This window comes from Nocardia sp. NPDC019219, from assembly GCF_040632645.1.
Classification (GTDB): Bacteria; Actinomycetota; Actinomycetes; order Mycobacteriales; family Mycobacteriaceae; genus Nocardia; species Nocardia sputorum.
The window spans coordinates 897019-919736 of record NZ_JBEYCG010000001.1 but is presented as its reverse complement, the minus strand read 5'-3'; the positions used below and the strand labels follow the sequence as shown (position 1 = coordinate 919736).

Genomic DNA, 22718 nt, shown 5'->3' with positions numbered 1-22718 from the left:
AACACTCTGACACCCCCGGCACCTACCGGGCAAACAGGATCGGCCGGACACGCCGGAGGCAGCCGCGCGTCCTCGAACGCGCAGTTGCCTCCGGCGTGGATGTCAGCTCCGCGCGCCGCCGTCCAGCCCGGCGCGCACGCCCTCCTCGACCCGCTTGCCGAGGTCGGCGTCCACGTTCTTCCAGTACTCGAAGACCCTGCTCAGCACCGGTTCCCGCACACCGCCGAGCACGTGGCCGACGATGTTGCGCACCAAACGCTCGCGCTGCGCGTCGTCGAGCACCTCGCGCACCAGCGTGCCCGCCTGGGTGAAGTCACCGTCCTCGGCGTGCTGGATGTAGCCGGCCCGCACGATGGTCGGGTCGAAATCCCAGATGCCGCCGTCGGGGGCCTGCCGGGGGTCGGCGTGCGGGCCGCCGAACGAATTCGGCGCGTACACCGGCACATTCGGCTCGTTGTAGTGGTACCGCATGGCGCCCTCCTTGGAGTAGGAGTTCACCTCCGCGGCCCTCGCCTGGTTCGGCGGCAGCTGCGCGTAGTTGGTGCCGATGCGATAGCGGTGCGCGTCCGCGTAGGCGAAGACGCGGCCGAGCAGCATCTTGTCCGGCGAGAAACCGATGCCTGGAACGACATTCGACGGCTCGAACGCGGCCTGCTCGATGTCGACGAAGTAGTTGCGCGGGTTGCGGTTCAGCGTCCACTTGCCGACCTCGATCAGCGGGTAGTCCTTGTGCGACCACACTTTGGTCAGGTCGAACGGGTTGAATCGGTAACCCTCGGCCTCCGCGACCGGCATCACCTGCACATAGACCGTCCAGCTCGGGAACTCGCCGCGCTCGATCGCCTCCCACAGGTCCTTGCGGTGGTAGTCGGCGTCCTCGCCCGCGATCCGGTCGGCGTCGGCCTGGGTCAGGTATTCGATGCCCTGGTCGGTCTTGAAGTGGTACTTGACCCAGAAGCGCTCGCCCGCGGCGTTGATCCACTGGTAGGTGTGCGAACCGTAGCCGTTCATGTGCCGGTAGGTCTTCGGGATACCGCGATCGCCCATCAGCCAGGTCACCTGGTGCGCGGTCTCCGGACGCAGCGTCCAGAAATCCCACTGCATGTTGTGGTCGCGAAGACCGTTGCCGGGCAGGCGCTTCTGCGACCGGATGAAGTCCGGGAACTTGATCGGGTCCTTGATGAAGAAGATCGGCGTGTTGTTGCCGACCAGGTCGTAGTTGCCGTCCTCGGTGTAGAACTTCACCGCGAATCCGCGCGGGTCACGCCAGGTGTCCGGGCTGCCCTGCTCGCCGGCCACGGTGGAGAACCGCGCCAGCGACTCCGTGCGCGCACCGGGCTGGAACAGCTTCGCCTTGGTGTACTTGCTGACGTCGTGGGTCACGACCAGCTCACCGTAAGCGCCCGCGCCCTTGGCGTGCACGATGCGTTCCGGCACCCGTTCGCGGTTGAACTGGGCCAGCTTCTCGATGAGGTAGTGATCGTGCAGCAGGATCGGGCCCTGCGTGCCCGCGGTGAGCGATTCGTTGTCGCTTTCGACCGGGATACCGGTGTTCGTCGTTGTCGGCTTGGTCATAGGTGACTCCTCGGCTGGTGAACATCAGTCCCGGGAGGGGCTGCCCCGGGCGGCAAGGTGTGGACCGCTACTCGGAACGGCAGGACGAGCACATTCCCCAGAAGACGACCTCGGCTTCATCGACCACGAATCCGTGCGCATCCGAAGGGTCCAGACAGGGGGCATGGCCCACGGCGCAGTCGACGTCCGCGACCGCACCGCAGCTTCGGCACACCAGATGGTGGTGGTTGTCACCGATCCGGGTCTCGTACCGCGCGGACGAGCCGGCGGGCTCGATCCGCCGCAGGATCCCGGCGCGCACGCAGGCGTGCAGCACGTCGTAGACGGCCTGGGTGGACACCGAGCCCAGCGTTTCGCGGACCGCGGCGGCCACCGCGTCGGCATCCGAGTGCGGCCGCGCGGACACCGCGTCGAGCACCGCGAGCCGCGGGGCGGTGATCCGCAAACCCGCTGCTCGTAGCCACTCTCGTGGGGTGGTGCCGTTGGTGTGCATGCTTCGATTCTGACCGTTTTCTGGAATAAGTCAAGAAAATGATCTGGAATCAGTCAAGAAAACATGCGCGGCTGGCGCGTGCCGACCAGTCGCGACGCAAGGTTCTCGACCACCGGAGGGGGCCTGCGATAGACGTGGCGAGCGTCACGAATTCGTGGCGGAATAGCTTCCGAGGACACGTGGTTGAAACCCCTGTCGGCGTCCGGACAGCCCCGGGCCGCACCCTTCGTCGCTACGAGCGACCACCCGCCGAGAGGCGCTTGTGGGACGTCGACACCCACCGTCGGCGTCCGGACAGCCCCGGGCCGCACCCTTCGTCGCTACGAGCGACCACCCGCCGAGAGGCGCTTGTGGGACGTCGACCACGGTCGGGACACCGCATGGTGTCCGAGCTCGCGGCGCCGCCGGGTTCCCCTCGAACCCGGCGGCGCTGTCGTTTGATATCGGACGTCCAGTTTCTCGCCACACGCCCGGTCTGTTGGGGCTCTGAACCGGCAGGGGGACGCTAGCCTTTTGCGTATGGGGCGTTTCGGTGGTTTTCTGGCGGGAATCGCGGCACTTTCCCTGGTGGCGGGCCATCTCTTCGCCGGGAGCGCGGCCGCCGCGCCAGGCGATCAGATGCGGTGCGCGGTCACCTCGGGGCGCGATCTGGAACGGGCGGCACCGGAACAGGTCGGATTGGACTCCGCGAAGCTGCGCGAAGCGCTGGCCTTCGCGGCCGGTCGGAACCGATTCAACGTGCAGGTGTTCCGGCACAACTGCCTCATCGGCGAGGGCCCGACGAACGAGCAGACCGGCAACGTGGCGTGGAACATCTGGAGCTCCACCAAGAGCGTCGTCTCCTTGCTCGCCGGAATCGCATGGGACCAGGGGAAATTGGACCTCGACGCGCCGATCGACCGCTACCTGCCCGCAGGGCTCGGTGATGCGGCGCACCGATCGATCACCGTGGAGAATCTGCTCACCGAGACCTCGGGCATGCGGGTGGGTGTGCTGACCGAGGGCGTCACCGGGGTGATCCCGGTCGATCCGGACAGCGCGGTGCAGGCGCTGGGTGTGCCGCTGGACAACCCGCCGGGCACCGTCTTCACCTACAGCCAGCGCAATGTCGACCTGCTGGCCTACGTGCTGGAGCTGGCCGTCGGCGAACCTCTGCAACGGTTCGCCCAGCGCGAGTTGTTCGATCCGCTCGGGATCCTGCGCAGCGACTACTACTGGGCTCGGGACCGCTCCGGGCACACGTACGGCTACGCGCACCTGATGATCCCGCCGAACGACTTCGCGAAGCTCGGACTGCTGGTGAGCAATGACGGGCGCTGGGGCGAACAGCAGCTGGTCTCCCTCGGCTACCTGCGCAAGGCGCGCACGCCCTCGCCGACGAACGCCTGCTACGGCTACTTGTTCTGGCTCGGGAGCGGGTGCGCCGAGATCGCCGACTTCCTGCCCGACGACGTGTACGCGATGGCGGGACTCGGGTTGCAGAACGTCTTCGTCATCCCGAGCCTCGACCTCACGGTGGTGTGGACCGGCGTCTTCGGCAACGTGAGCAGCCAGGGTGTGTCCGGGGTCGTGCAGAACACCCAGGAGTTGCCCTACGAGTTCTTCCGCAGAGTGTTCGATGCGTTCGACACCCGGCCGGTGCCCGACCCGGGCCCATACGTCGAGCCGCCGCTGCGACTGGACCCCCGCCGCTTCGTCGACACGGACATCCTGATCGCGGTGTTCGGGCTCGGCCCGGCCGCCTATCCGGGGTGCAACGTCTTCGCCTGCTTGAACCGCCCGCTGGACCCGCCGTTCGCGGACACCGCGCCGGGTTGCGCCATCCTGGCCTGCCTCGGACCCGACCCGCGCACCCCGGGCATCCGCTGAACGACCTCGCGACGCTATCCGGCCGCGGACAGATCCGTGACCCAGCCGTGCACCTCATCGGTGCGCAAGGCCGCGTGGTGACGTTTGCGCAGGGCATGGGAGATCGGGCCGGGAACGCCGTCGGCGACCAGGCGGCCGTCGACCTCCACGACCGGCGCTGCCCCGGACGACGTTCCGGTGACGAACACTTCGTCGGCGATGTACAGCTCGGTGAGATCGACGGTGCGTTCCACCACCGGGATGCCGTCTTCGGCCGCCAAGGTCAGCACGGTCCTGCGGTTGATGCCGTCGAGGATGTCGCAGGAGACGTCGGGCGTGATCAGGGTGCCGTTGCGGACCAGGAAGACATTCGCCGCGCTGAGTTCGCAGACGTGTCCGTTGCCGTCGAGGAAGACGCAGTCGTCGTACCCGCTGTCGATGGCGTCCTGCTTGGCCAGCACCGAATTCACATAGGCTCCGTTGACTTTCGCGCGAGACGGAATCGCGTTGTCCGGAATGCGCCGCCACGGGCTGGACTTCAGGCGCATGCCGTCCTGCGGGACGATCGGCACCGCGTCGTAGACGAACATGCTGACCTGAATCGCGCAGCCGCGCACCCTGGTGCCCGGAATCGACTCGACCACGTGCACTGTCGCGCGGACGAAAACATCTTCGCGCGGAGCGTTCGCGGCGATCAATTCCACGACGGTCGCCCGGAAACGCGCGAAATCCCATTCCGCCGCGAATCGATCGATGCCGATGATCTTGCAGGATTCCTCGAGCCGGCGGAAATGGTCGTCCAACCGGAATGCCGTCCGCGCTGCCCCATCCACGTGCACCGGGAACACGGTGTAGACGCTGAGTCCGTACAACACCGCCGACGACGCGACGCCCACCGTGGCAGCGTCAGCCGCAACGATCCGGTCGCCGAGATACACATGAGGATGAGGATTCGCCATCGGCGCAGGCTAACAGCCGCGCCCGGCGACGAGCGAGACCTTTTCGGCACTCAGCCCGCGGCCAGGCGGGCGAAGCGGGCGGTGTCCATATAGTCGCGGAACAGCACCACTCGGCCGTCGCGCACGTGGACGACGTTGACGGAAGTGCGCACTCGGGCGCGGCCGGATCCGGGGACGGTCATGTCGACTTCGTTCTCCACGAGCAGCACTTCGGGATCATCGGTTTCGTAGACCTGGGGATGAATCGCGTGCACTTCGATTCCGGAAAGTCCCGACCAGCGCTGTGCCAGATGCTCACGGATGGCCTCCCGGCCTTCCAAGCGGGTCGGGAACCCGGGAACCGTGAAAGGGATTTCGAAGATCGCGTCAGGGGCGAGCAGCGCGACGAACGCGTCGGCGTCGCGCGCGGGCAAGCCGCCGAACAACCGCTCGACCAATTCGCGCGGATCTCGCACGGACGAACCAGCAGCCATCACATACCTCCCATTAAGCGGAACGCAAGACCCGCTTATGATCCGGAACGTACGCCCCGCTTGTCAACAGTAGACTCGGTCCCCGTGACCGAAGCCGAGCGCCGACCGCTGCGCGCCGACGCCCGCCGCAACCGCGAGCGGGTCCTGGCAGCCGCGCAGGAAGCGTTCGCCGCGGAAGGGCTCGCGGTGCCGCTGGACGAGATCGCCCGGCGGGCCGGTGTCGGCGCGGGTACCGTCTACCGGCACTTTCCCACCAAAGAAGCGCTGTTCGAGGCGGCGATCGTGGATCGGGTGGACCGCATCATCGCGCTGGCGAGGGAACTGGCCGACGCCGCGCAACCGGTGACCGCGTTCTTCGATTTCCTGGCCCGGCTCGTGGCGGAGGGCAGCGTCAAGCGCGATCTCGCCGACGCCGTGGGCGGCCCGGACGCGCCGGAGTATCTTCGGCCGGTGCACGAGCTCAACGCGGCCATCGGCACGCTGCTCACCCGCGCGCAGCAGGCGGGTGGCGTGCGCACCGACATCGAGGTCGAGGACCTGATGCGTGTCATCAAGGGCGCCTTCCTGGCCACCCACGGCACCGCCGCCACTCCCGAACAGCGCGAGCGCACCTTCGCCATCGTCTTCGACGGACTGCGTGCCCGCTGATCCGTTCCAAAGTGCCCGCCATCAGCGGCGGCCCGGTCGGCAACCAGGGCAACACAGTAACGCGGATGCGGGAAACGACGAACGGGCCGCGGAAAACCCCACGGCCCGTTCGATCGAGAAACGACTCAGCGGTGGCCGATCAGCACCTCGGCGATCTGGATGGTGTTGAGTGCGGCGCCTTTTCGCAGATTGTCGCCGGAGATGAACAGCGCGAGCCCGCGCCCGTCCGGCACACCCGGGTCCTGGCGGATGCGGCCGACGAGCGAATCGTCGATGCCCGCCGCGGCGAGCGGAGTGGGCACGTCGACCAGCTTCACGCCGGGGGCCTTGGCCAGGATCTCCTTGGCGTGCTCCACCGAGAGCGGCTCGGCGAACTCGGCGTTCACCGAGAGCGAGTGACCGGTGAAGACCGGCACGCGCACACAGGTGCCGCTCACGGCCAGATCCGGGATGCCGAGGATCTTGCGGCTCTCGTTGCGCAGCTTCTGGTCCTCGTCCGTCTCGCCGGAGCCGTCGTCGACCAGCGAACCGGCCAGGGGAAGCACGTTGAACGCGATCGGCGCGACGTACTTGTTCGGCGCGGGGAAGTCGACGGCGCGGCCGTCGTGCGTGAGCTGCTCGGCTTCGCCGATCACCGCGCGGGCCTGGCTCGCCAGCTCTTCCACGCCGGCCAGGCCGCTACCGGAGACCGCCTGGTAGCTGGACACGATCAGGCGGCGCAGACCGGCGATGTCGTGCAGCGGCTTGAGCACCGGCATGGCCGCCATCGTGGTGCAGTTCGGGTTGGCGATGATGCCCTTGACCAGGTTGCGGGTCTGCTCCGGGTTGACCTCGCTGACCACCAGCGGGACTTCGGGGTCCTTGCGCCACGCCGAGGAATTGTCGATCACCGTGACACCCGCCGCGGCGAAGCGCGGCGCCTGCACCCGCGACATGGTGGCGCCCGCCGAGAACAACGCGATGTCCAAGCCGGACGGATCCGCGGTCTCGGTGTCCTCGACGACGATCTCGCGACCGCGCCAGGGCAGTGTCTTGCCCGCCGACCGGGCGGAGGCGAAGAATCGCACCTCGTCGGCCGGGAAGTTGCGCTCGTCCAGCAGCTTGCGCATGACGGCGCCGACCTGCCCGGTCGCGCCGACGACTCCTACGCGTACTCCCATGATCTATCGCCCCGTTCCCGCGTGAACCACCGCGACCTCGTCGCCACCCAGGTCGAACGCCTTGTGCAGCACCTTGACCGCCTCGTCCAGCTCGGTGTCCTTGACCAGCACGGAGATCCGGATCTCGGAGGTGGAGATGAGATCGATGTTCACGCCCGCCTTGGCCAGCGCCTCACAGAAGGTGGCGGTGACGCCCGGGTGGCTCTTCATGCCCGCGCCCACGAGCGAGACCTTGCCGATGTGGTCGTCGTAGAGCACCTGCGAGAAGCCGATGTCGGACTGGCGCTTGGTGAGCATCTCGACCGCGCGGGCGCCCTCGGACTTCGGCAGCGTGAAGGTGATGTCGGTCTTGCCGGTCTCGATCTTCGAGATGTTCTGCAGGACCATGTCGATGTTGATCTCGGCGTCGGCGACGGCACGGAACACCTTGGCGGCGTAGCCCGGCTCGTCCGGCAGCCCGACCACGGTCACCTTGGCCTCGCTGCGGTCGTGCGCGACGCCGGTGAGGATTGCTTGCTCCAAGGGGATGTCCTCCATCGATCCGTAAACGTAGGTGCCCTGCTTGTCGGTGTAGGACGAGCGCACATGCACGGGCACGTTGTAGCGGCGGGCGTATTCGACGCAGCGCAGCATCAGCACCTTGGCCCCGCAGGCCGCCAGCTCTAGCATCTCCTCGTAGGAGACCTGCTCGAGCCGCTGCGCGTCGGGCACGATCCGCGGGTCGGCGGTGAAGACGCCGTCCACGTCGGTGTAGATCTCGCAGACGTCGGCCTGTAGCGCGGCCGCCAGCGCGACGGCGGTGGTGTCCGAGCCGCCGCGGCCCAGCGTGGTGACGTCCCTGCTGTCCTGGCTCACGCCCTGGAAACCGGCGACCAGCACGACGAGGCCCTCGTCGAGCGCGTCGCGGACGCGACCGGGGGTCACGTCGATGATCTTCGCGTTGCCGTGCGCGCCGGTGGTGATCACACCCGCCTGCGAGCCGGTGAACGAGCGGGCCTCCGCGCCGAGGGAGTGGATGGCCATGGCGACCAGCGCGTTGGAGATGCGCTCCCCCGAGGTGAGCAGCATGTCCATCTCGCGGGCGGGCGGCGACGGGGCCACCTGCTGCGCGAGGTCCAGCAGCTCGTCGGTGGTGTCACCCATGGCGGAGCAGACGACCACCACATCGTGGCCCTGCTTCTTGGTCTCCACGATCCGTTCAGCGACGCGCCGGATACGCTCGGCGGTCGCTACCGAGGATCCTCCGTACTTCTGAACCACGAGAGCCACGACAGGGTCCTCCAAGATCGACAACAAACTGGTAACAGTCATTCAGGGTACCGGCCGGGGCCAGCGGTTTTGCCGCTACCTACCCGGCTTGTGGAAAAACCCACAACAGCATCACATCCCGATCACCCGGCGCGGCCCCGCGCGCATGAGGGACGATGTGCGCATGAAGAGCACGCTGCTCGAGGTGCAGACCGGCCACACCGAGGTGGTACAGGACATCACGCCGCAGTGCGCGGCCTTCGTGCGCTCGGCGGGCGGCGACGGGCTGCTGCACGTCTTCGTGCCGCACGCCACCGCGGGCATCGCGATCATGGAACTCGGTGCGCGCAGCGACGACGATCTGCTGGCCGCGCTGCGCGATCTGCTCCCCGCCGACGACCGGTGGCGGCACGCGCACGGCTCGCGCGGGCACGGGCGCTCGCACGTCATGCCCGCCCTGATCGCGCCGTACGCGACCGTCCCGGTGCTCGGCGGGGAGCTCGCCCTGGGCACCTGGCAGTCGATCGCGCTGGTCGATCTCAATGTCGACAACCCGGACCGCCAGGTGCGGCTGTCCTTCCTCACCGACGCGGGCTGAGCCGGGCCGTGCCGGGGTGACCTTCCCCCGAAGACCGGCCGTGCCGGTCAGGCCCGGGTGAACCAGCTGACCTGTACGCCGTTGCCGAAGGCCAGGCGCTCGGTCGGCTGGAACAACGTCGGGCGGAAGTCACCCGTGAAGCTCGCCACCCCGGCTCCCGCCACGACCGGATAGCTCTTGATCACGAGTTCATCGATCTCCTCCAGCAGCGCGGCCGCGAACTTGCCGCCGCCCGCGAGCCAGATGTCCAAGCCGTCCCGCCGCTTCAGTTCGCGGACCAGTTCCACCGGATCGTGTTCGACCAATTCGACCGTGGGGTCATCGATATGACCGAGCGTGCGGGATGCCACGTACTGCTTCATGTGGGCGTACGGGCTGGTCACACCGATGGCCAGGGCCGGTTCGTAGGTGCCGCGGCCCATGATCAGCGTGTCGAACTTCTGATTGGGCGCGTCCACAGCGAGGCCGAAGTGCGGCCGTGCGTGCGTGGGCAGCGTCTCGGGGTACTCCGAGCGCAGCCAATCCGCCATGTCCTCGGCCACGGGATAGAAGTCGATCTCCCCATTCGGCCCGGCGATATAGCCGTCGAGGGAAACGCCGACGAAATAGACAAGCTTCCGCATACCGCCCCAATCAATTCACTCCAACTGTAGCGGTTTGAACGTAGTACTACATTCGGAGTGGTGTCAAGGCGCGCGAATCGGAACGGCAACAGGATCGTGCCGATGCCGGAGCGGGAGTCCGACCAGCGCGGATGGGCGACACGGATGCCGCACACGTTCCGAAGCGGTTGTGACGCGCACCACTGACGTTCGATAATGGGGCGATGATCGCACATGTAGGAGATCGACTCTGCGTGCACGGACACGTGGTGGGAGAAGTGGATCACCTGGCCGAGATCATCGAGGTCCGCGGACCGGACGGGACGCCGCCCTACGTGGTGCGCTTCTCCGACGGTCACGAGTCGCTGGTGTATCCAGGGCCCGACGCGATCGTCGAGCCCGCTACGTCGGAATGAACGTCGCGCCGGGCCGGGCGCTGGACGGCCTCGCCTCCGCTCGGCCCGGCGCGCGCCGATGAAGAACTCCGTCCACCGCGCCGGTCAGGCGCGTCGCTCGATGCAGCGGGTCAGCGCGAAGGCCAGGATTCCCGCGATCAGCACCTTGCCCGCCGTCTCGATGATCGCGTTGACGTCCACGGCCGGGTGCCAGGTCAGCCGACCGTCGCGAAGCACGTAAGCGCCGACCGGCTTGGCGCCTACGCCGAACGCCACGCCTTCACCGGAGCCCTCCCCGTCGGCGCCGTTCCCGGCACCACCACCTCCGCCACCGCCGCCCCCGACCGAGGCGGCGGGAATGACAATCGCTCCCCCGGATTCGTACGGGTCGCCGTACACCCGGCGCACCGTGATCGCGTCCCGCGCCTGCGCCAGCAGTTCAGCGTATTTCATGACATCCTCCCGCCCGTACCGACGGCGCCGGATACCGGCGCCCATTCGGATCCGATGGTAGGCGCGCGGACCGCGGCCGAGCCCATCCTTCCGGACGGAAGTTGTTCCCGCGGTTGCCGATCGCCGATCTCGAGCAGATAACGGCACGTTGTCCGGGTAACCGAGATATGGTCTGGCACAGTCAGGTTGACGAATCGGACAAAACGCGGAGACAATCGGCCGACTTGTCCATCCGGGGGTCGGAGGTATGCCATGCGCACCAAAACGGATATCCGATTCTTCGTCGATACCGATCCCGATCAGGTCATGGACGCTCTGACGGACGTCGAATCGCTTCCGGAATGGTCGTCCTCCTACAGCGACGTCCGGGTCGCGACCCGCGACGCACGGCGCAGGCCGCGACGGGTGTTCCTCAAGGCGGAGCTGCTCGGCAGTTCGGATTTGCAAGTGCTGGAATACGATTGGACCGACGACCGATCTTCCTGGACCGTCGCCGACAGCACCAGGGGCGTGCGGGGCGGCGGGTTCTTCGAGGTGTCCGACAGCGTCGACGGCACGCACGTCTGGTACCACGTCGAGCTCTATCTGCCCCTCCCGGTTCCCGGATTTCTGCTCAAACGCACTTTCCGCAAGGCCAACGAGGTGGTCGTGGAGTGCTTCATAGATTTCGCCGAGCGGTTCCCCGAAACGGAGACCTATCAACCCGTATAGCCGGACGGCTGCGCTCTGCGCGAAATCGGCCGCCGGGCGAAGCAGCGAACCGGCGCGGTATCGATCGGGGTGCGACGATGGGCGCATGATCGGTTCCAAACGGGTGCGGTTCCAGCCGATGGCCGAGGGCGCGTCGGTGACCCAGCTCGAGCTGTTCTTCGACCTGGTGCTCGTCTTCGCGTTCACCATGGTCGCCGGCTTGGCGGCAGGGGAAACCAGCGCCAAGAACATGCTGCGCGCGCTGCTGGTGCTCGCGGTGATGTGGTGGTTGTGGATCGCCTATTCGTGGCTGGGCAACGTGGTCCGCGCCGACGAAGGCATCGCGCGGGTGGGGATGTTCGCCGCCATGGGCGGCGCTTTCCTCGCCGCGCTGACCATCCCGGAGGCATTCGAGGACGGACCGGGCGGATGGTTCGGCCCGCTGGTGTTCGCCATCGCCTACCTGATCGTGCGATTGGTGCACCTGGGGATGTTCTGGCTGGCCAGTTCCGAGGATCCGCAATTGCGCGGCCAGCTGCTGCGCTGGGCGCTCGGTTCGATCACCCTCGGCACCTCGCTGCTGGTGGTCGCCGCGCTGACCACCGGTCGGGTGCAGATCGCGCTGTGGATCGCGGCGATCGCGGGCGACTATCTCTGGACGCTGTTCGCGGGCACGGATTGGCGATTGAACTCGGCCACCCATTTCGTCGAGCGATACGGGCTGATCATCATCGTCGCGCTCGGTGAGTCGATCGTCTCGATCGGGATCGGGGTGGCCGGCCTGCCGATCTCCTGGCCGATCGCGCTCGGCTCGCTGCTCGGCCTCGCCATTTCCGGCCTGCTGTGGTGGGCGTATTTCGACGTCGCCGCCCTGGCGGTGGAGCACGAACTCGTCCACGCCGAGGGCAAGCGGCAGATCAAGATCGCGCAGGCTTGCTACACGTTCTGGCATTTCCCGATGATCGTCGGGATCATCGCGCTGTCGCTGGGGCTGAAGAAGGTGCTCTACTACGTCGGGGACTCCTCCCACCACACCCTGAAGGACGCGTTGTACGGGATTCCGCTCTACGCCCTCTACGGCGGCGTCGTGCTGTATCTGATCGCCCTGGTGGGGTTCAAGCACTACGCCACGCGCACCGTCACGGTGCCCCGCGTGGTCGCCGTGGCGGTGCTGCTGGCGCTGATCCCGGTGGCCTGCGCCCTGCCCGCACTCGCCTCGCTGGCCCTGCTGTGCGGCGTCTTGATCGCGCTGATCGCTTGGGAGACCGTGCGTTTGGCGCAGCCGCGGGACGCCATCAGGCACGCGGTTCCCGAGTGATGCGATGCCGCACGCAGTCCTCGTCGGCGGTGGGCCCGTACGCCGACGGCGGCACCCGGACGCCGTCGCGGACCGCGTCGCGGATCTGATCGATGTTCTCCCGCAGCACGTCGGCGACGAGCTCGTCGGTGCGCGGATCCTCCAGCACCTGGAACACGATGCGGAACGTGGTGTCGGCGATCAGCCGGATGATCTCGTCGTGGAACGGGATGTAGCGCACCCGGCCCGCCTGCGGGTCCTTCTTGATCAGCTCCAGGATCATCTCGTCCAGCTCGGCGCGGTTCTCCTCCAGGGCGGCCGCGATGTTGCGGGTGTAGTGCCCGGTGCGCAGCACCTCCGCCACCTCGTCCATCACCGCGATGGTCATCGGGCGGCGGATGGTGTCCACGATGGTCGCCACGAACCGGTTCACCACCGCGGCCGTCACCCGGTCGCCGAATACGCGATCGGCCACCCGGGCGAGCCGGACGCCGATCACCACGATCCGCAGTAACCGGAAACCGCGGAAGAACGGGCTGGTCACCGGGATCATGCCGAGGACCTCGTACCAGTAGACGAACGGGAACGTCCACGGCCAGCCCGCGCGGCGCCAGCGCCACAGGAACTCGACCGCGAACACTCCGCACAACGTCCAGTCGACGACCACGACCACGTGATAGGTGTGCCCGGACACCGGGAAGAAGGTGATCCACGCGACCAGCGCAACAGAGACGACGGCCAGCGCCAGCATCACGAAATCGGTCCACAGCATCGGCGGCTTGCGCGGATAATCCTGTTGCTCCGGCGTTTCCCGCAGGCCGTAGCGCTCGACGGCGGAATTCTCGATGCCCGAGTGGGGAGTGGGAGCGGACACTGCGGATCCCTTCGACGCCGAACGGTGCCGCCGACATTAGTACGCGGAAAGCACGCTCGGCACAGTTGGCGATACCCCCGGAACCGCACCGGACGGACGAACGCTCCGTCCGGCGCGGGCGTGCTCAGCGACCGCCGCGAACGATCGCCTCGATATTGCGTTCGGCCAGCGCGGCGATGGTCAGCGAGGGATTCACCGTTCCGGTGCTGCCCGGTATCGCCGCGCCGTCCATCACGTAGAGGCCGGGGTGACCGTGCACCCGGCCGTAGCCGTCGGTCGCCCGCCCCAGCACCGCTCCACCCAGCGGATGCGCGGTGAACAGCGCGTTCGCGTCGTAGCCGAGGGCGCCGTACTCGACCAGCGCGTCCGCTCGTTCGGCGATCCGGTGGTCGACCGCGCGGGCCGCCGCCACCGTGTCATCCCGGTTCTTGACCGACCAGGTAAGCCCGACCTGGTTGGTCGCCCGGTCGTAGCCGAACCGGGTGCGGGTCGGGTCGAGCACCATGCCGAGCGAGGCGAGCGCGCCGGTCTCGAACGGGATGCCCGGGATGTACCAGCTCTCCAGGGTCAGCGGCACGTCGGACTCGTGGAAGATCCGGCTCGCGCTCGGCACGCCTTGGCCGTGACCGGCCAGCGCGCTGGCGCCGCGGGCGAGCACCACGTCGCCGTTGGTGCCCCAGCCGTCGCCGACGTGTTCGTTCAGGTTCGGCAGCGCACCGGTGGCCTGCGCCCGGACCAGCAGTTCAGAGGTGCCGATCGACCCCGCGCCGAGGAAGAGCCGATCACAGGTGAGGGTGCGGGTGGCCAGCGCGTCACCGGTCGGCGAAAGCTTCGTCACGGCGACCGCGTAGCGGCCGCCGGATTCCTGCGCGATGGCCTCGACCCGGTGACCGGGGAAGATCCCGCACCGGCCGGTGCCCTGCGCGTACGCCAGGTAATTCTGGTTCAGGTCGAACTTGGCGCCGTTCGAGTTGCCCAGATTGCTGCGGGCCGCCGTGGCGGAAGCCCTGCTGGCGCCCGCGAGTTCGGCGCGCAGGATGTCCCAGTTGAAGATCGAGTCGTTCGCCTGGGGCTCGTAGCCGGCTTTGCGCACCTGATCGTCCCAGGCGCGCGAGTGCGCGAACGGCGAGGAGTTGTAGATGTCCGCGGGCATCGGGCTCAACCGCAGCATCTCCCGCACGCGCGGGTAGTAGACGCGCTCCATCTCGCCGTAGTCGACGGTGCCGCCGAAGACGTGATCGAAGAAGCGGCGCTGCGGGGCGATCATGGTTCCGCTGAAGATCACCGAGCCGCCGCCGACCGCGGCCGCGCGCCAGACGTCGATGCCCGGATATTCGGTGCAGTCCAGCACGCCGCCGAAACTGGCGAAACGCATGGGCACCTTGGTGACGCCGGTGAAATGCGTGCGGTGCCAGAAGCCGCGGCCGTCGGGCAGGTCGTCGCCGGTGAAGATCTCCCGCCACGGGTCGTTCGGCCAGCGGGAGCCGCGTTCCAGCACGGTGGTGGGGATTCCGGCTTCCGCCAAGCGCAATGCGGACACCGCGGCGCCGAAGCCGGAGCCGACGACGATCGCGGGCGAATGCTCCGGCGGGTCGGGAATGGGGGCGAAGATCTCCGGCACCCAAGCGCGGAACAGGGCCTCCCACATCGGGTCGGCGGACGCCACACTCGTCCCCGCCATCGTCCCCGCAGCACCGAGCAGGGCGGCCGTGCCCGCCGCCTTGAACAAGGCACGTCTACGCACCGGTCACCTTCCATCATCAGGCTTAGCGTGCGCAGATTACCGGTATTCCCGATTTGTGAACAGATATCCGTTTTCGCTATCGACCGAACGGCAGCTCGTCGAGGCGGCACGTCGCCCCGGGGGCCGGTAGCTGCAGGTCGACGAGATAACGCTCGCGCAGCTTCCGGGTGCATTCACCGAGCGGGGTGTGCCCGTACCCGTCCTCGACGACGACCAGCCGGGCGTTCACCAGTTCCTGCTGCGCCCGGCGCGCGGCGCCGAGCGGGGTGACCGGGTCGAATCGGTTGTTCACCAACAGAGCCGGGGTATCCGACCGCAGGATCCACGGCCCGGTGTACCGCTGCGCATACCCCTCGGGCGGTGCGGGCCAGAAGGCGCACGGTTGGTGCAGCGCCAACCAGAACGCGCCGTAAGTGGGGCTGATGCCCGCGAGATCCTTTGCCATGGCGGCCCATTGACCGGGATCGCGTGGAAAGGCGTTGTCGGCACAGGAGATCGCTGTATAGGAGTCGAGAAAGTCGTCCGGTTGCGCGGTGGCCGAGAAGATCTCACCCACCGCGTCAGGGTTGCCCGCCGGTCCGCGCTCCAGTTCGGCCAGCAGTTGGGCCAGGGCGGGCCAGCCCCGTTCGGGGTCGTACAGCAACAGCGCATGCGACGACAGCACCTCGGCGTAGGTGGCCGTCCGCGTCCGGTCCCCGGACCCCACCACCAGGGGCGCCTCGCGAAGACGTTGCAGCACAGCGTCATTGCGCGCGCGGAGATCGGCGGGGCGGGCGGGTTCGCCCGCGCCTGCGCCCAGGACGGCGTCGCTCCGCGCCGCGAAGGCGCAGCGTTCCGGGCCGGCGTCCGCGCACAGCCGCAGGAATTCACCGAGTACCTCCTCGGTGCCCGCCGCGGTGTCCGCGACGGCGCTTCGCGTGTCGTTGGTGTACGCGTCCGGGTCGATCATCGACGCCAAATGCAACGCGCGCACCCGGTCGCCGAACAGCGCGCCGTACACCTGACCCAGGTAGCTCGCGTAGGAACCGCCTTCGTAGGTGAGCTGCGCATCGCCGACAGCTCGGCGCAGCAGGTCCAGGTCGCGCGCCGCGTCGACGGTAGTCAGGTGTCCGAGCAGCGCGCCGCCGTGCGCCGCGCAACCCGCGGCGAGCTCGCGACTCGCCGCGTCGGCCGCGCGCTCCTGTTCAGGATTCGCCGGTGCCAGCCACGTGCCGGACCAGAACCGGCGCTGCTGCTCGGTGTCCGCGAAGCACCGCACCTGCCCGCTGCGGCCGACGCCGCGCTGGTCGAAGGTGATCACGTCGAAGCGGCGTGCCAGTTCGCCGCCGAGCAGTTCTCCCTCCGCCGCCCAGCGCAGTCCCGACCCGCCGGGACCACCGACGGCGGAGAAGAGGGTGCCGATTCTCCGTTGCGCGTCGGTGGCCTGCTGACGCACCACCGCCAGCCCGAGGGTCGGCCCGTCGGGGCGCGCGTAGTCCACGGGGACCTGCGCGGTGGCGCACTGGAATCGGCTCAGCCCCGGGTCCGCGCACGGGGCCCAGTCCAGCCGCGGTGTCGGCGCGGCGTCGGCCTGTGCGACCAGCTCCGCGACCGCGGACTCGTGTCGGCTCGGCGGTCCGCCGCAGCCGCTCAGCACGGGCAGCAACGCAACGGCGATGACGATCTTCCAGCTGGGCACGGCACTCATCCTGCGGCCCGCGCGGGGCCGCCGTCGTCACCCTGAGGATTGACATCCGACCCTGAGATCGCCCGCAGCACTACCCCGGCACCCGGTGCGGGCGCGCCGTCGATTCCCCGCCGCGGTTCGGGCAGACGCCGCGCGACTCGGCGTCGCACCGAGCGCGGAAGGCGCACTCGTGGCCGCGGATCCGAGCCGGGCCGTCGGCGGCGCCACAGCGCTCGCGCCTCATGCGCATCTCCAGGGCCACTCGCCGGCTATCTAGGACGTCACCAAGCGGATCACCGCGATCAGGCCGACAACGACGATGACCGCGCGCAACAGGGTGGGCGGCATCCGCCTGCCCAACCGTGCGCCGAGCTGCCCGCCGATGATCGAGCCGAGCGCGATCAGCACGACGGCGCGCCAGTCCACGTCCGCCACGACGATGAAGATCACCGCGGACACCGCGTTCACGATCAGGGCGAGCGCGTTCTTCGCCCCATTGAGGCGCTGGATGTCGTCGTGCACGAAAACGCCGAGCAACCCGATCAGCAGCACGCCTTGCGCGGCGCCGAAGTACCCGCCGTAGACGCCGGCGGCGTACACCGCGGCGAACAGGATGGGTCCGCCGTGCGCGGGCGCCGGGGCGCCGTCGTTCTCCCGGCGGCGTTTGACCCAGCTCGCCAGCCTCGGCTGCACGACGACCAGCACCAAGGCCACGAGAATCAACACCGGCACGATCGCCTTGAACGCACCGGCGGGCAACACGAGCAGCAGCACCGCCCCGGTGATGCCGCCGAGCAGCGACGCCGTGCCCAGGCGGAGCAGCCGGTCGCGCTGGCCCGCGAGTTCGCGGCGATACCCGTGCACGCCGCTGATCGAGCCCGGGACCAGGCCGATGGTGTTGGACACATTCGCCGTCACCGGCGGGAGGCCGAACGCGAGGAGAACGGGGAAGGTGATGAGCGTGCCGGAGCCGACGATCGTGTTGATGCCGCCCGCCGCGATGCCCGCACCGAAGACGGCCAGTTGCTCCAGCCAGGTCATAGCGAATCCTTCGACGTGTCCACTGCCGGACCGAACGGTAGCGTTGTCGTCGGATGACCCGACGAAGGGACCTCCCTTTCCGGCCTACTCGCGGCACGGTAAACTCGCGGACATCATGCAGCGGGCACTTCTTCTCGACCGCCGCGACGGGGTCTGATCGGACCGGCTCCCGTCGCGGGGTATTGCCGCGCCGGTCGACCCAGCCCATTGGGAAAAACGACATCCTCGGGAGAACCGCCCATGTCCCCTGCTGACGCATTCGTATCCGGCGCGCGCACGATCACCGCGCCGAGCAAACCCGCCCCCGCCGACCAGCCCGGCTGGAACAGGCAGAAGAACTCCTCGATGCCGACCTTCCGTTACCGGCCGTTCGCCGAGGAGGTCGAGCCGATCACGCTGCCCGACCGCACCTGGCCGGACAAAGTCATCGACCGGGCCCCCGGCTGGTGCGCGGTGGACCTGCGCGACGGCAACCAAGCGCTGATCGATCCGATGAGCCCGGCTCGCAAGCGCCGCATGTTCGACCTGCTGGTGCGGATGGGTTACAAGGAGATCGAGGTCGGCTTCCCGTCCGCGAGCCAGACCGATTACGACTTCGTCCGCGAGATCATCGAGGACGGCGCGATCCCCGACGACGTGACCATCCAGGTGCTGACCCAGTGCCGCCCGGAGTTGATCGAACGCACATTCGAAGCTTGTGCCGGCGCGCAGAACGTCATCGTGCACTTCTACAACTCGACCTCCATCCTGCAGCGGAAGGTGGTGTTCCGCGCCGACCGCGAAGCGGTGAAGAAGATCGCCACCGACGCCGCCGCGCTGTGCCTGGAGATCGAGCAGCGTTACCCGGACACCAACTGGCGTTACGAGTACAGCCCGGAGTCCTACACCGGCACCGAGCTGGAATACGCCAAGGACGTGTGCGACGCGGTGTCGGCGATCATCGCCCCGACGCCGGAGAAGCCGCTGATCATCAACTTGCCCGCCACCGTGGAGATGGCCACCCCGAACGTCTACGCCGATTCGATCGAGTGGATGAGCCGCAACCTGGCTCGCCGGGAGTCGATCGTGCTGTCATTGCACCCGCACAACGACCGCGGCACCGCCGTGGCCGCCGCGGAGCTGGGCTACCAGGCCGGCGCCGACCGCATCGAGGGCTGTCTGTTCGGCAACGGCGAGCGCACCGGCAACGTCTGCCTGGTGACGCTGGGGATGAACCTGTTCTCCCGCGGCATCGATCCGCAGATCAACTTCTCCGACATCGATGAGGTCCGCCGCACCGTCGAGTACTGCAACCAGTTGCCGGTGCACGAGCGGCACCCGTACGGCGGCGACCTGGTCTACACCGCGTTCTCCGGCAGCCACCAGGACGCCATCAACAAGGGCCTGGACGCGATGAAGACCGCGGCCGACGCCGCCGGGGCGGACGTCGACGACATCGTCTGGGAGGTGCCCTACCTGCCGATCGATCCGAAGGACGTCGGTCGCACCTACGAGGCGGTCATCCGGGTCAACTCGCAGTCCGGCAAGGGCGGCGTCGCCTACATCATGAAGACCGACCACGGACTGGCGTTGCCGCGGCGGTTGCAGATCGAGTTCTCCCAGGCGATCCAGAAGATCACCGACGGCGAGGGCGGCGAGGTGACGCCCAAGGAGATGTGGGACGTCTTCCACGAGGAGTACCTGAGCCCGATCCGTCCGCTGGAGCGGATGCGCCAGAAGGTCACCGCGTCGGAGACCGACGGCGGAGTCGACTCCATCGTGGCGGTGGTGAAGGTCGACGGCGTGGAGCAGGAGATCACCGGCAAGGGCAACGGCCCGCTCGCGGCGTTCGTCGACGCGATCGCCGCGGTCGGCTTCGACGTCGAGGTGCTGGACTACTCCGAGCACGCCATGTCCGCGGGCGACGACGCGCAGGCCGCCGCCTACGTGGAGTGCGCGATCGGCGACCGAGTGGTGTGGGGCGTCGGCATCGCCACCTCGATCACGACCGCGTCGCTGCGCGCGGTGGTGTCGGCGGTGAACCGGGCGCACTGACCGGGCATTCCGGCAGGATTCGATCGGGCGTCGCGACGGTTCCACCGCGCGGCGCCCGATCTCGCTGGGGCAGACGGGTTGTGGCGGCGTACCGCTCCCAGGTGCGGCATGCCTACCGCGACACGGCGTAGCGAACCCCGTGCTAGCGTGGGATTCGCACTCCAAGCGCCGAGCTCTCTGCTCGAACTCCCGAGCAGATGGGGGAACCGTGACAACTAACGACCACAATCCGACCTCTCCGCCCTGGCTGCAGAGTCATTCCGTGGATACGGCCGAAGTCAGCGACGCGGAGTCAGCGGCCATCGACCCGTCGGCCGAGCCGATCGGCGGCGCGGAAGCGAAGGAAACCGACGTGACGGATGGGCCTGCCCAGCCCGACGCACAGCCCGAACAGCCGGAGCCGCAAGGTTCGTCGGAGCAGACCACGGCCTACCCCCAAGCCGCCGCACCGGCACAGGCTTGGGCGCCCCCGCAGGCCGGACCGGCCGAGCCCTACGGCTCGTACGCCCCGCCGAGTCCGGGTGCGTATCCCCCGCCCTCGCCTTTTCCGGGTGAGCCGTTCCCTACCGGCGCATTTCAGCCGCCGTCGAGTCACAGCGGTAGCCATCCCATAGCCACACCGCCGGACGGACCCCATCCCGGTTACGGGGAGTACCGCCAGGAGATCGGCGGCGACGGCTTGGTCCGGCGAGTGCCCGTGGATTCCGCGCAGTCCGAAGCCGCTGCGCCGCAACCTGATCAGCCCAGCGGACCCATCTACAGCTGGGCGCCGCCACCCCCGCCGGTGACCCATCAGCCTCCGCCTCCCCCTTACCAACCGCCGCCTCCGCCGCCGATCGGGCAACCGCAGGTGCCGAGCTGGCAGGGCGGTCCGCCGCATCAGTCCGCGCCGCCGTTCCAACCGCAGCATGTGCCGCAGCCCGGCCAGCCGGGGCATTCGGTCAACGACCTGAATCTGCTCCGGCGGGCTCGCAGGGCGCCGCGCAGCGGTTGGCGCCGTGCGGTGCACAAGGCGTCCGGCGGCATGATCAACCCGGGCGAGTCGGCGGCCGACATCGTCTACCAGGACCTCGTCGACCGGGTGAACCAGCCGGTGCGCGGGGATTACCGGATCGCGATCCTCTCGCTCAAGGGCGGCGTCGGGAAGACCACCACCACGGTCGGTCTCGGCTCCACCTTCGCCTCGCAGCGCGGCGACCGGGTCATCGCGATCGATGCCAATCCCGACCTCGGCACGCTCGCCCACCGGGTGCCGCGGCAGACCCGCTCCACGGTGCGCAACCTGCTCGAGGATCAGCACATCACCAGGTACTCCGACGTGCGGGCGCACACCTCGCAGGCGCCGAGCCGCTTGGAAGTGCTTGCCAGTGAGCAGGACCCGGCGGTCTCCGAGGCGTTCAGCGAAGCGGACTACCGCAAGGCGATCGGCATCCTGCAGTCGTTCTACAACATCATCCTGACCGACTGCGGCACCGGCCTGATGCACTCCGCGATGGCGGGCGTGCTGGATATGGCCAGCTCACTGGTGCTGGTCACCTCGCCCGCGATCGACGGCGCACGCAGCGCCTCGGCCACGCTGGACTGGCTCGACCACCACGGCTACGGCAAGCTCGTGGAGCGAACGGTCGTGGTGGTGAACGCTTCCCGGCGCGGCGCGTCCACCGTCGACCTCGACCAGCTGCGCAAACTGTTTCTCGATCGCACCCGCGCGGTGCAGGTGGTGCCGTTCGACGACCACCTCGCCGAGGGCGCGGAGATCGATCTGGAACTGGTGAGCAAGCCGACGCGGCGGGCGCTGCTCGAACTGGCGGCCATGGTCGCCGACGACTTCGGCTACGTCAGCTCGCAGGCTCAGCATCCCTACCGGCATCAGCCGCCGCCGGGATTCTGATCGGTCCTCGATTCGGTACCGCCGTCCGGAGTTATGCCCGTGCGGCGGTGCCCTTTCCGTGCGCCGTCCCGGAATCGGCTGCCACCAGCGCCGCGGCGGATTCGAACGCCGTGAGCACGGCCGCTATCGCCGGACGGGCATCGGGGCGGGGCCGGGTGGCCAGCTCGTACATCCGGGCGGCCCGCACGCCGGACAACCGCAGCACCGCCAGGTCTGGGTGGGCCACCGCGTAACGCGGCATGAGCGCGACGCCGTAGCCGGTGGCGACCAACGTCTCGATGACGCGGAAATCGTTGAGGCGCTGGGCTATCCGCGGCTGCACGCCGGTCACGGTGGCGATCGAGCGCAGCACGTCGTCGACGGGAAAACCGCCCCGCACGCTCAGCCAGGTCTCGTCGGCCAATTCCTCCGGGGCGACGGCCGAGCGGCCGGCCAGCCGGTGCGTCGGCGCCGCGACGACGTCGATAGGCTCCCGCATGAGCACCCGGGTGGCGACGCGCGGGTCGGTGATCGGCGCGGCGCGCTCGTCGCGATGAGTGAGGACCACATCGTAATCGGCGAGTAGTCGCGCCACTTCCGACGGAGGCACGTCCTCGTCCCGTGCGACCACGTCGACTCCGCTGTCCACCATGCCCGGCAGCACATGCGGCAGCAATAGCGCGCCGCCCGAGGGGAACACCGCGACGCGGACCCGCCCGCGCGGCGAGCCGCGATAGTGCGCCATCTCGGCGACCGCGCGATCCATGGCGGCGAGCACTTCGTCGGCGCGCACCACCAAGGCGCGTCCCGCGTCGGTGAGCCGGACCCGCCTGCCGTCCGGTTCCAGCAGGGCCACGCCCGCCTCCCTGGCCAACACCTTGAGCTGCTGGGAGACGGCGGAAGGCGTCATCGACAGCGCCGCGGCGACGGCGGCCACAGTGCCGCGATCGGCCAGTTCACGCAGCACGCGCAGCCGCTCCAACGCCATCGGGGAGCCGGGGGCGACGGGGACGAAATCCATTAAGCAAATCTACATTGTTGATCCACAAT

22 protein-coding genes are annotated in these 22718 nt (G+C 68.5%); 8 read left to right on the top strand and 14 right to left on the bottom strand.

Translation table 11 applies throughout. The features are described from left to right. Positions 1 to 102: 102 nt before the first annotated feature. A complete protein-coding gene (locus tag ABZ552_RS04160) occupies positions 103 to 1575 on the bottom strand; it encodes a catalase (protein WP_281919192.1) in 1473 nt (490 codons plus the stop codon). Between the two features lie 67 nt (positions 1576 to 1642). Next, positions 1643 to 2068, bottom strand: coding sequence for a Fur family transcriptional regulator (locus tag ABZ552_RS04155; protein ID WP_357435494.1), 426 nt, complete (start codon positions 2066 to 2068; stop codon positions 1643 to 1645). 519 nt (positions 2069 to 2587) lie between these two features. Between ABZ552_RS04155 and ABZ552_RS04150 the strand changes: the two genes are divergently transcribed. After that, entirely contained in the window at positions 2588 to 3937 is a 1350-nt protein-coding gene (locus ABZ552_RS04150) for a serine hydrolase (protein WP_357435492.1), read from the top strand. Between the two features lie 14 nt (positions 3938 to 3951). Here the strand turns inward: ABZ552_RS04150 and ABZ552_RS04145 are convergent, their stop codons facing one another. Together ABZ552_RS04145 and ABZ552_RS04140 are read right to left on the bottom strand one after the other, a co-directional pair. Further along, complete coding sequence (locus ABZ552_RS04145) at positions 3952 to 4875, bottom strand: aminotransferase class IV (protein WP_357435490.1); 924 nt, start codon at positions 4873 to 4875, stop codon at positions 3952 to 3954. A gap of 50 nt (positions 4876 to 4925) precedes the next feature. After that, positions 4926 to 5348, bottom strand: a complete 423-nt coding sequence (locus tag ABZ552_RS04140) for an SgcJ/EcaC family oxidoreductase (protein WP_281876871.1) — start codon at positions 5346 to 5348, stop codon at positions 4926 to 4928. Positions 5349 to 5432: 84 nt separating this feature from the next. Between ABZ552_RS04140 and ABZ552_RS04135 the strand changes: the two genes are divergently transcribed. Beyond that, positions 5433 to 5996, top strand: a complete 564-nt coding sequence (locus tag ABZ552_RS04135; RefSeq protein WP_357435488.1) for a helix-turn-helix domain-containing protein — start codon at positions 5433 to 5435, stop codon at positions 5994 to 5996. Positions 5997 to 6121: 125 nt separating this feature from the next. On the opposite strand, the gene ABZ552_RS04130 is transcribed toward ABZ552_RS04135, so the two are convergent. Further along, a complete protein-coding gene (locus tag ABZ552_RS04130) occupies positions 6122 to 7156 on the bottom strand; it encodes an aspartate-semialdehyde dehydrogenase (protein ID WP_281876868.1) in 1035 nt (344 codons plus the stop codon). A gap of 3 nt (positions 7157 to 7159) precedes the next feature. Continuing rightward, complete coding sequence (locus ABZ552_RS04125) at positions 7160 to 8425, bottom strand: aspartate kinase (RefSeq protein ID WP_159844434.1); 1266 nt, start codon at positions 8423 to 8425, stop codon at positions 7160 to 7162. Positions 8426 to 8588: 163 nt separating this feature from the next. Here ABZ552_RS04125 and ABZ552_RS04120 point away from each other — a divergent pair, with 163 nt between their 5' ends. Further along, positions 8589 to 9002, top strand: a complete 414-nt coding sequence (locus ABZ552_RS04120) for a secondary thiamine-phosphate synthase enzyme YjbQ (protein WP_357435486.1) — start codon at positions 8589 to 8591, stop codon at positions 9000 to 9002. Positions 9003 to 9049: 47 nt separating this feature from the next. Here ABZ552_RS04120 and ABZ552_RS04115 read toward each other — a convergent pair whose 3' ends face one another. Then, entirely contained in the window at positions 9050 to 9625 is a 576-nt protein-coding gene (locus tag ABZ552_RS04115) for a dihydrofolate reductase family protein (RefSeq protein ID WP_281876866.1), read from the bottom strand. 203 nt (positions 9626 to 9828) lie between these two features. On the opposite strand from ABZ552_RS04115, the gene ABZ552_RS04110 reads away from it, so the two are divergent. After that, on the top strand, positions 9829 to 10020 hold the full coding sequence (locus ABZ552_RS04110; RefSeq protein WP_039794508.1) for a DUF1918 domain-containing protein: 192 nt from the start codon (positions 9829 to 9831) through the stop codon (positions 10018 to 10020). Between the two features lie 84 nt (positions 10021 to 10104). Here ABZ552_RS04110 and ABZ552_RS04105 read toward each other — a convergent pair whose 3' ends face one another. Next, positions 10105 to 10452 carry a sporulation protein gene (locus ABZ552_RS04105; RefSeq protein WP_281876865.1) on the bottom strand — a complete coding sequence of 116 codons (348 nt, stop codon included), beginning with the start codon at positions 10450 to 10452 and terminating at the stop codon, positions 10105 to 10107. Positions 10453 to 10704: 252 nt separating this feature from the next. Here ABZ552_RS04105 and ABZ552_RS04100 point away from each other — a divergent pair, with 252 nt between their 5' ends. Together ABZ552_RS04100 and ABZ552_RS04095 are read left to right on the top strand one after the other, a co-directional pair. Further along, a complete protein-coding gene (locus ABZ552_RS04100) occupies positions 10705 to 11163 on the top strand; it encodes an SRPBCC family protein (RefSeq protein WP_281876864.1) in 459 nt (152 codons plus the stop codon). Between the two features lie 85 nt (positions 11164 to 11248). After that, on the top strand, positions 11249 to 12460 hold the full coding sequence (locus ABZ552_RS04095; RefSeq protein WP_281919197.1) for a low temperature requirement protein A: 1212 nt from the start codon (positions 11249 to 11251) through the stop codon (positions 12458 to 12460). Here ABZ552_RS04095 and ABZ552_RS04090 read toward each other — a convergent pair. The 5 genes from ABZ552_RS04090 to ABZ552_RS04070 all read right to left on the bottom strand — a co-directional run bounded on the left by ABZ552_RS04090 (position 12438) and on the right by ABZ552_RS04070 (position 17764). Next, complete coding sequence (locus ABZ552_RS04090) at positions 12438 to 13211, bottom strand: ion transporter (RefSeq protein ID WP_281881269.1); 774 nt, start codon at positions 13209 to 13211, stop codon at positions 12438 to 12440. The two genes, ABZ552_RS04095 and ABZ552_RS04090, sit on opposite strands and share 23 nt — an antisense overlap. 226 nt (positions 13212 to 13437) lie before the next feature. After that, entirely contained in the window at positions 13438 to 15057 is a 1620-nt protein-coding gene (locus ABZ552_RS04085) for a GMC oxidoreductase (protein WP_357435483.1), read from the bottom strand. Between the two features lie 76 nt (positions 15058 to 15133). After that, entirely contained in the window at positions 15134 to 16744 is a 1611-nt protein-coding gene (locus tag ABZ552_RS04080) for an alpha/beta hydrolase (protein WP_357435481.1), read from the bottom strand. A 70-nt stretch (positions 16745 to 16814) separates the two neighbouring features. Beyond that, entirely contained in the window at positions 16815 to 16973 is a 159-nt protein-coding gene (locus ABZ552_RS04075) for a DUF1272 domain-containing protein (RefSeq protein WP_357435480.1), read from the bottom strand. Between the two features lie 23 nt (positions 16974 to 16996). Beyond that, positions 16997 to 17764, bottom strand: coding sequence for a sulfite exporter TauE/SafE family protein (locus ABZ552_RS04070; RefSeq protein ID WP_281876859.1), 768 nt, complete (start codon positions 17762 to 17764; stop codon positions 16997 to 16999). 240 nt (positions 17765 to 18004) lie between these two features. Here ABZ552_RS04070 and leuA point away from each other — a divergent pair, with 240 nt between their 5' ends. After that, on the top strand, positions 18005 to 19798 hold the full coding sequence (gene leuA, locus ABZ552_RS04065) for a 2-isopropylmalate synthase (protein ID WP_281876858.1): 1794 nt from the start codon (positions 18005 to 18007) through the stop codon (positions 19796 to 19798). Positions 19799 to 20060: 262 nt separating this feature from the next. Next, on the top strand, positions 20061 to 21689 hold the full coding sequence (locus ABZ552_RS04060) for a MinD/ParA family protein (RefSeq protein WP_357435477.1): 1629 nt from the start codon (positions 20061 to 20063) through the stop codon (positions 21687 to 21689). A 31-nt stretch (positions 21690 to 21720) separates the two neighbouring features. Here ABZ552_RS04060 and ABZ552_RS04055 read toward each other — a convergent pair whose 3' ends face one another. Next, positions 21721 to 22656: a LysR family transcriptional regulator gene (locus ABZ552_RS04055; protein ID WP_357435569.1), complete on the bottom strand. Its 936-nt coding sequence runs from the start codon at positions 22654 to 22656 to the stop codon at positions 21721 to 21723. Between the last annotated feature and the right edge of the window lie 62 nt (positions 22657 to 22718).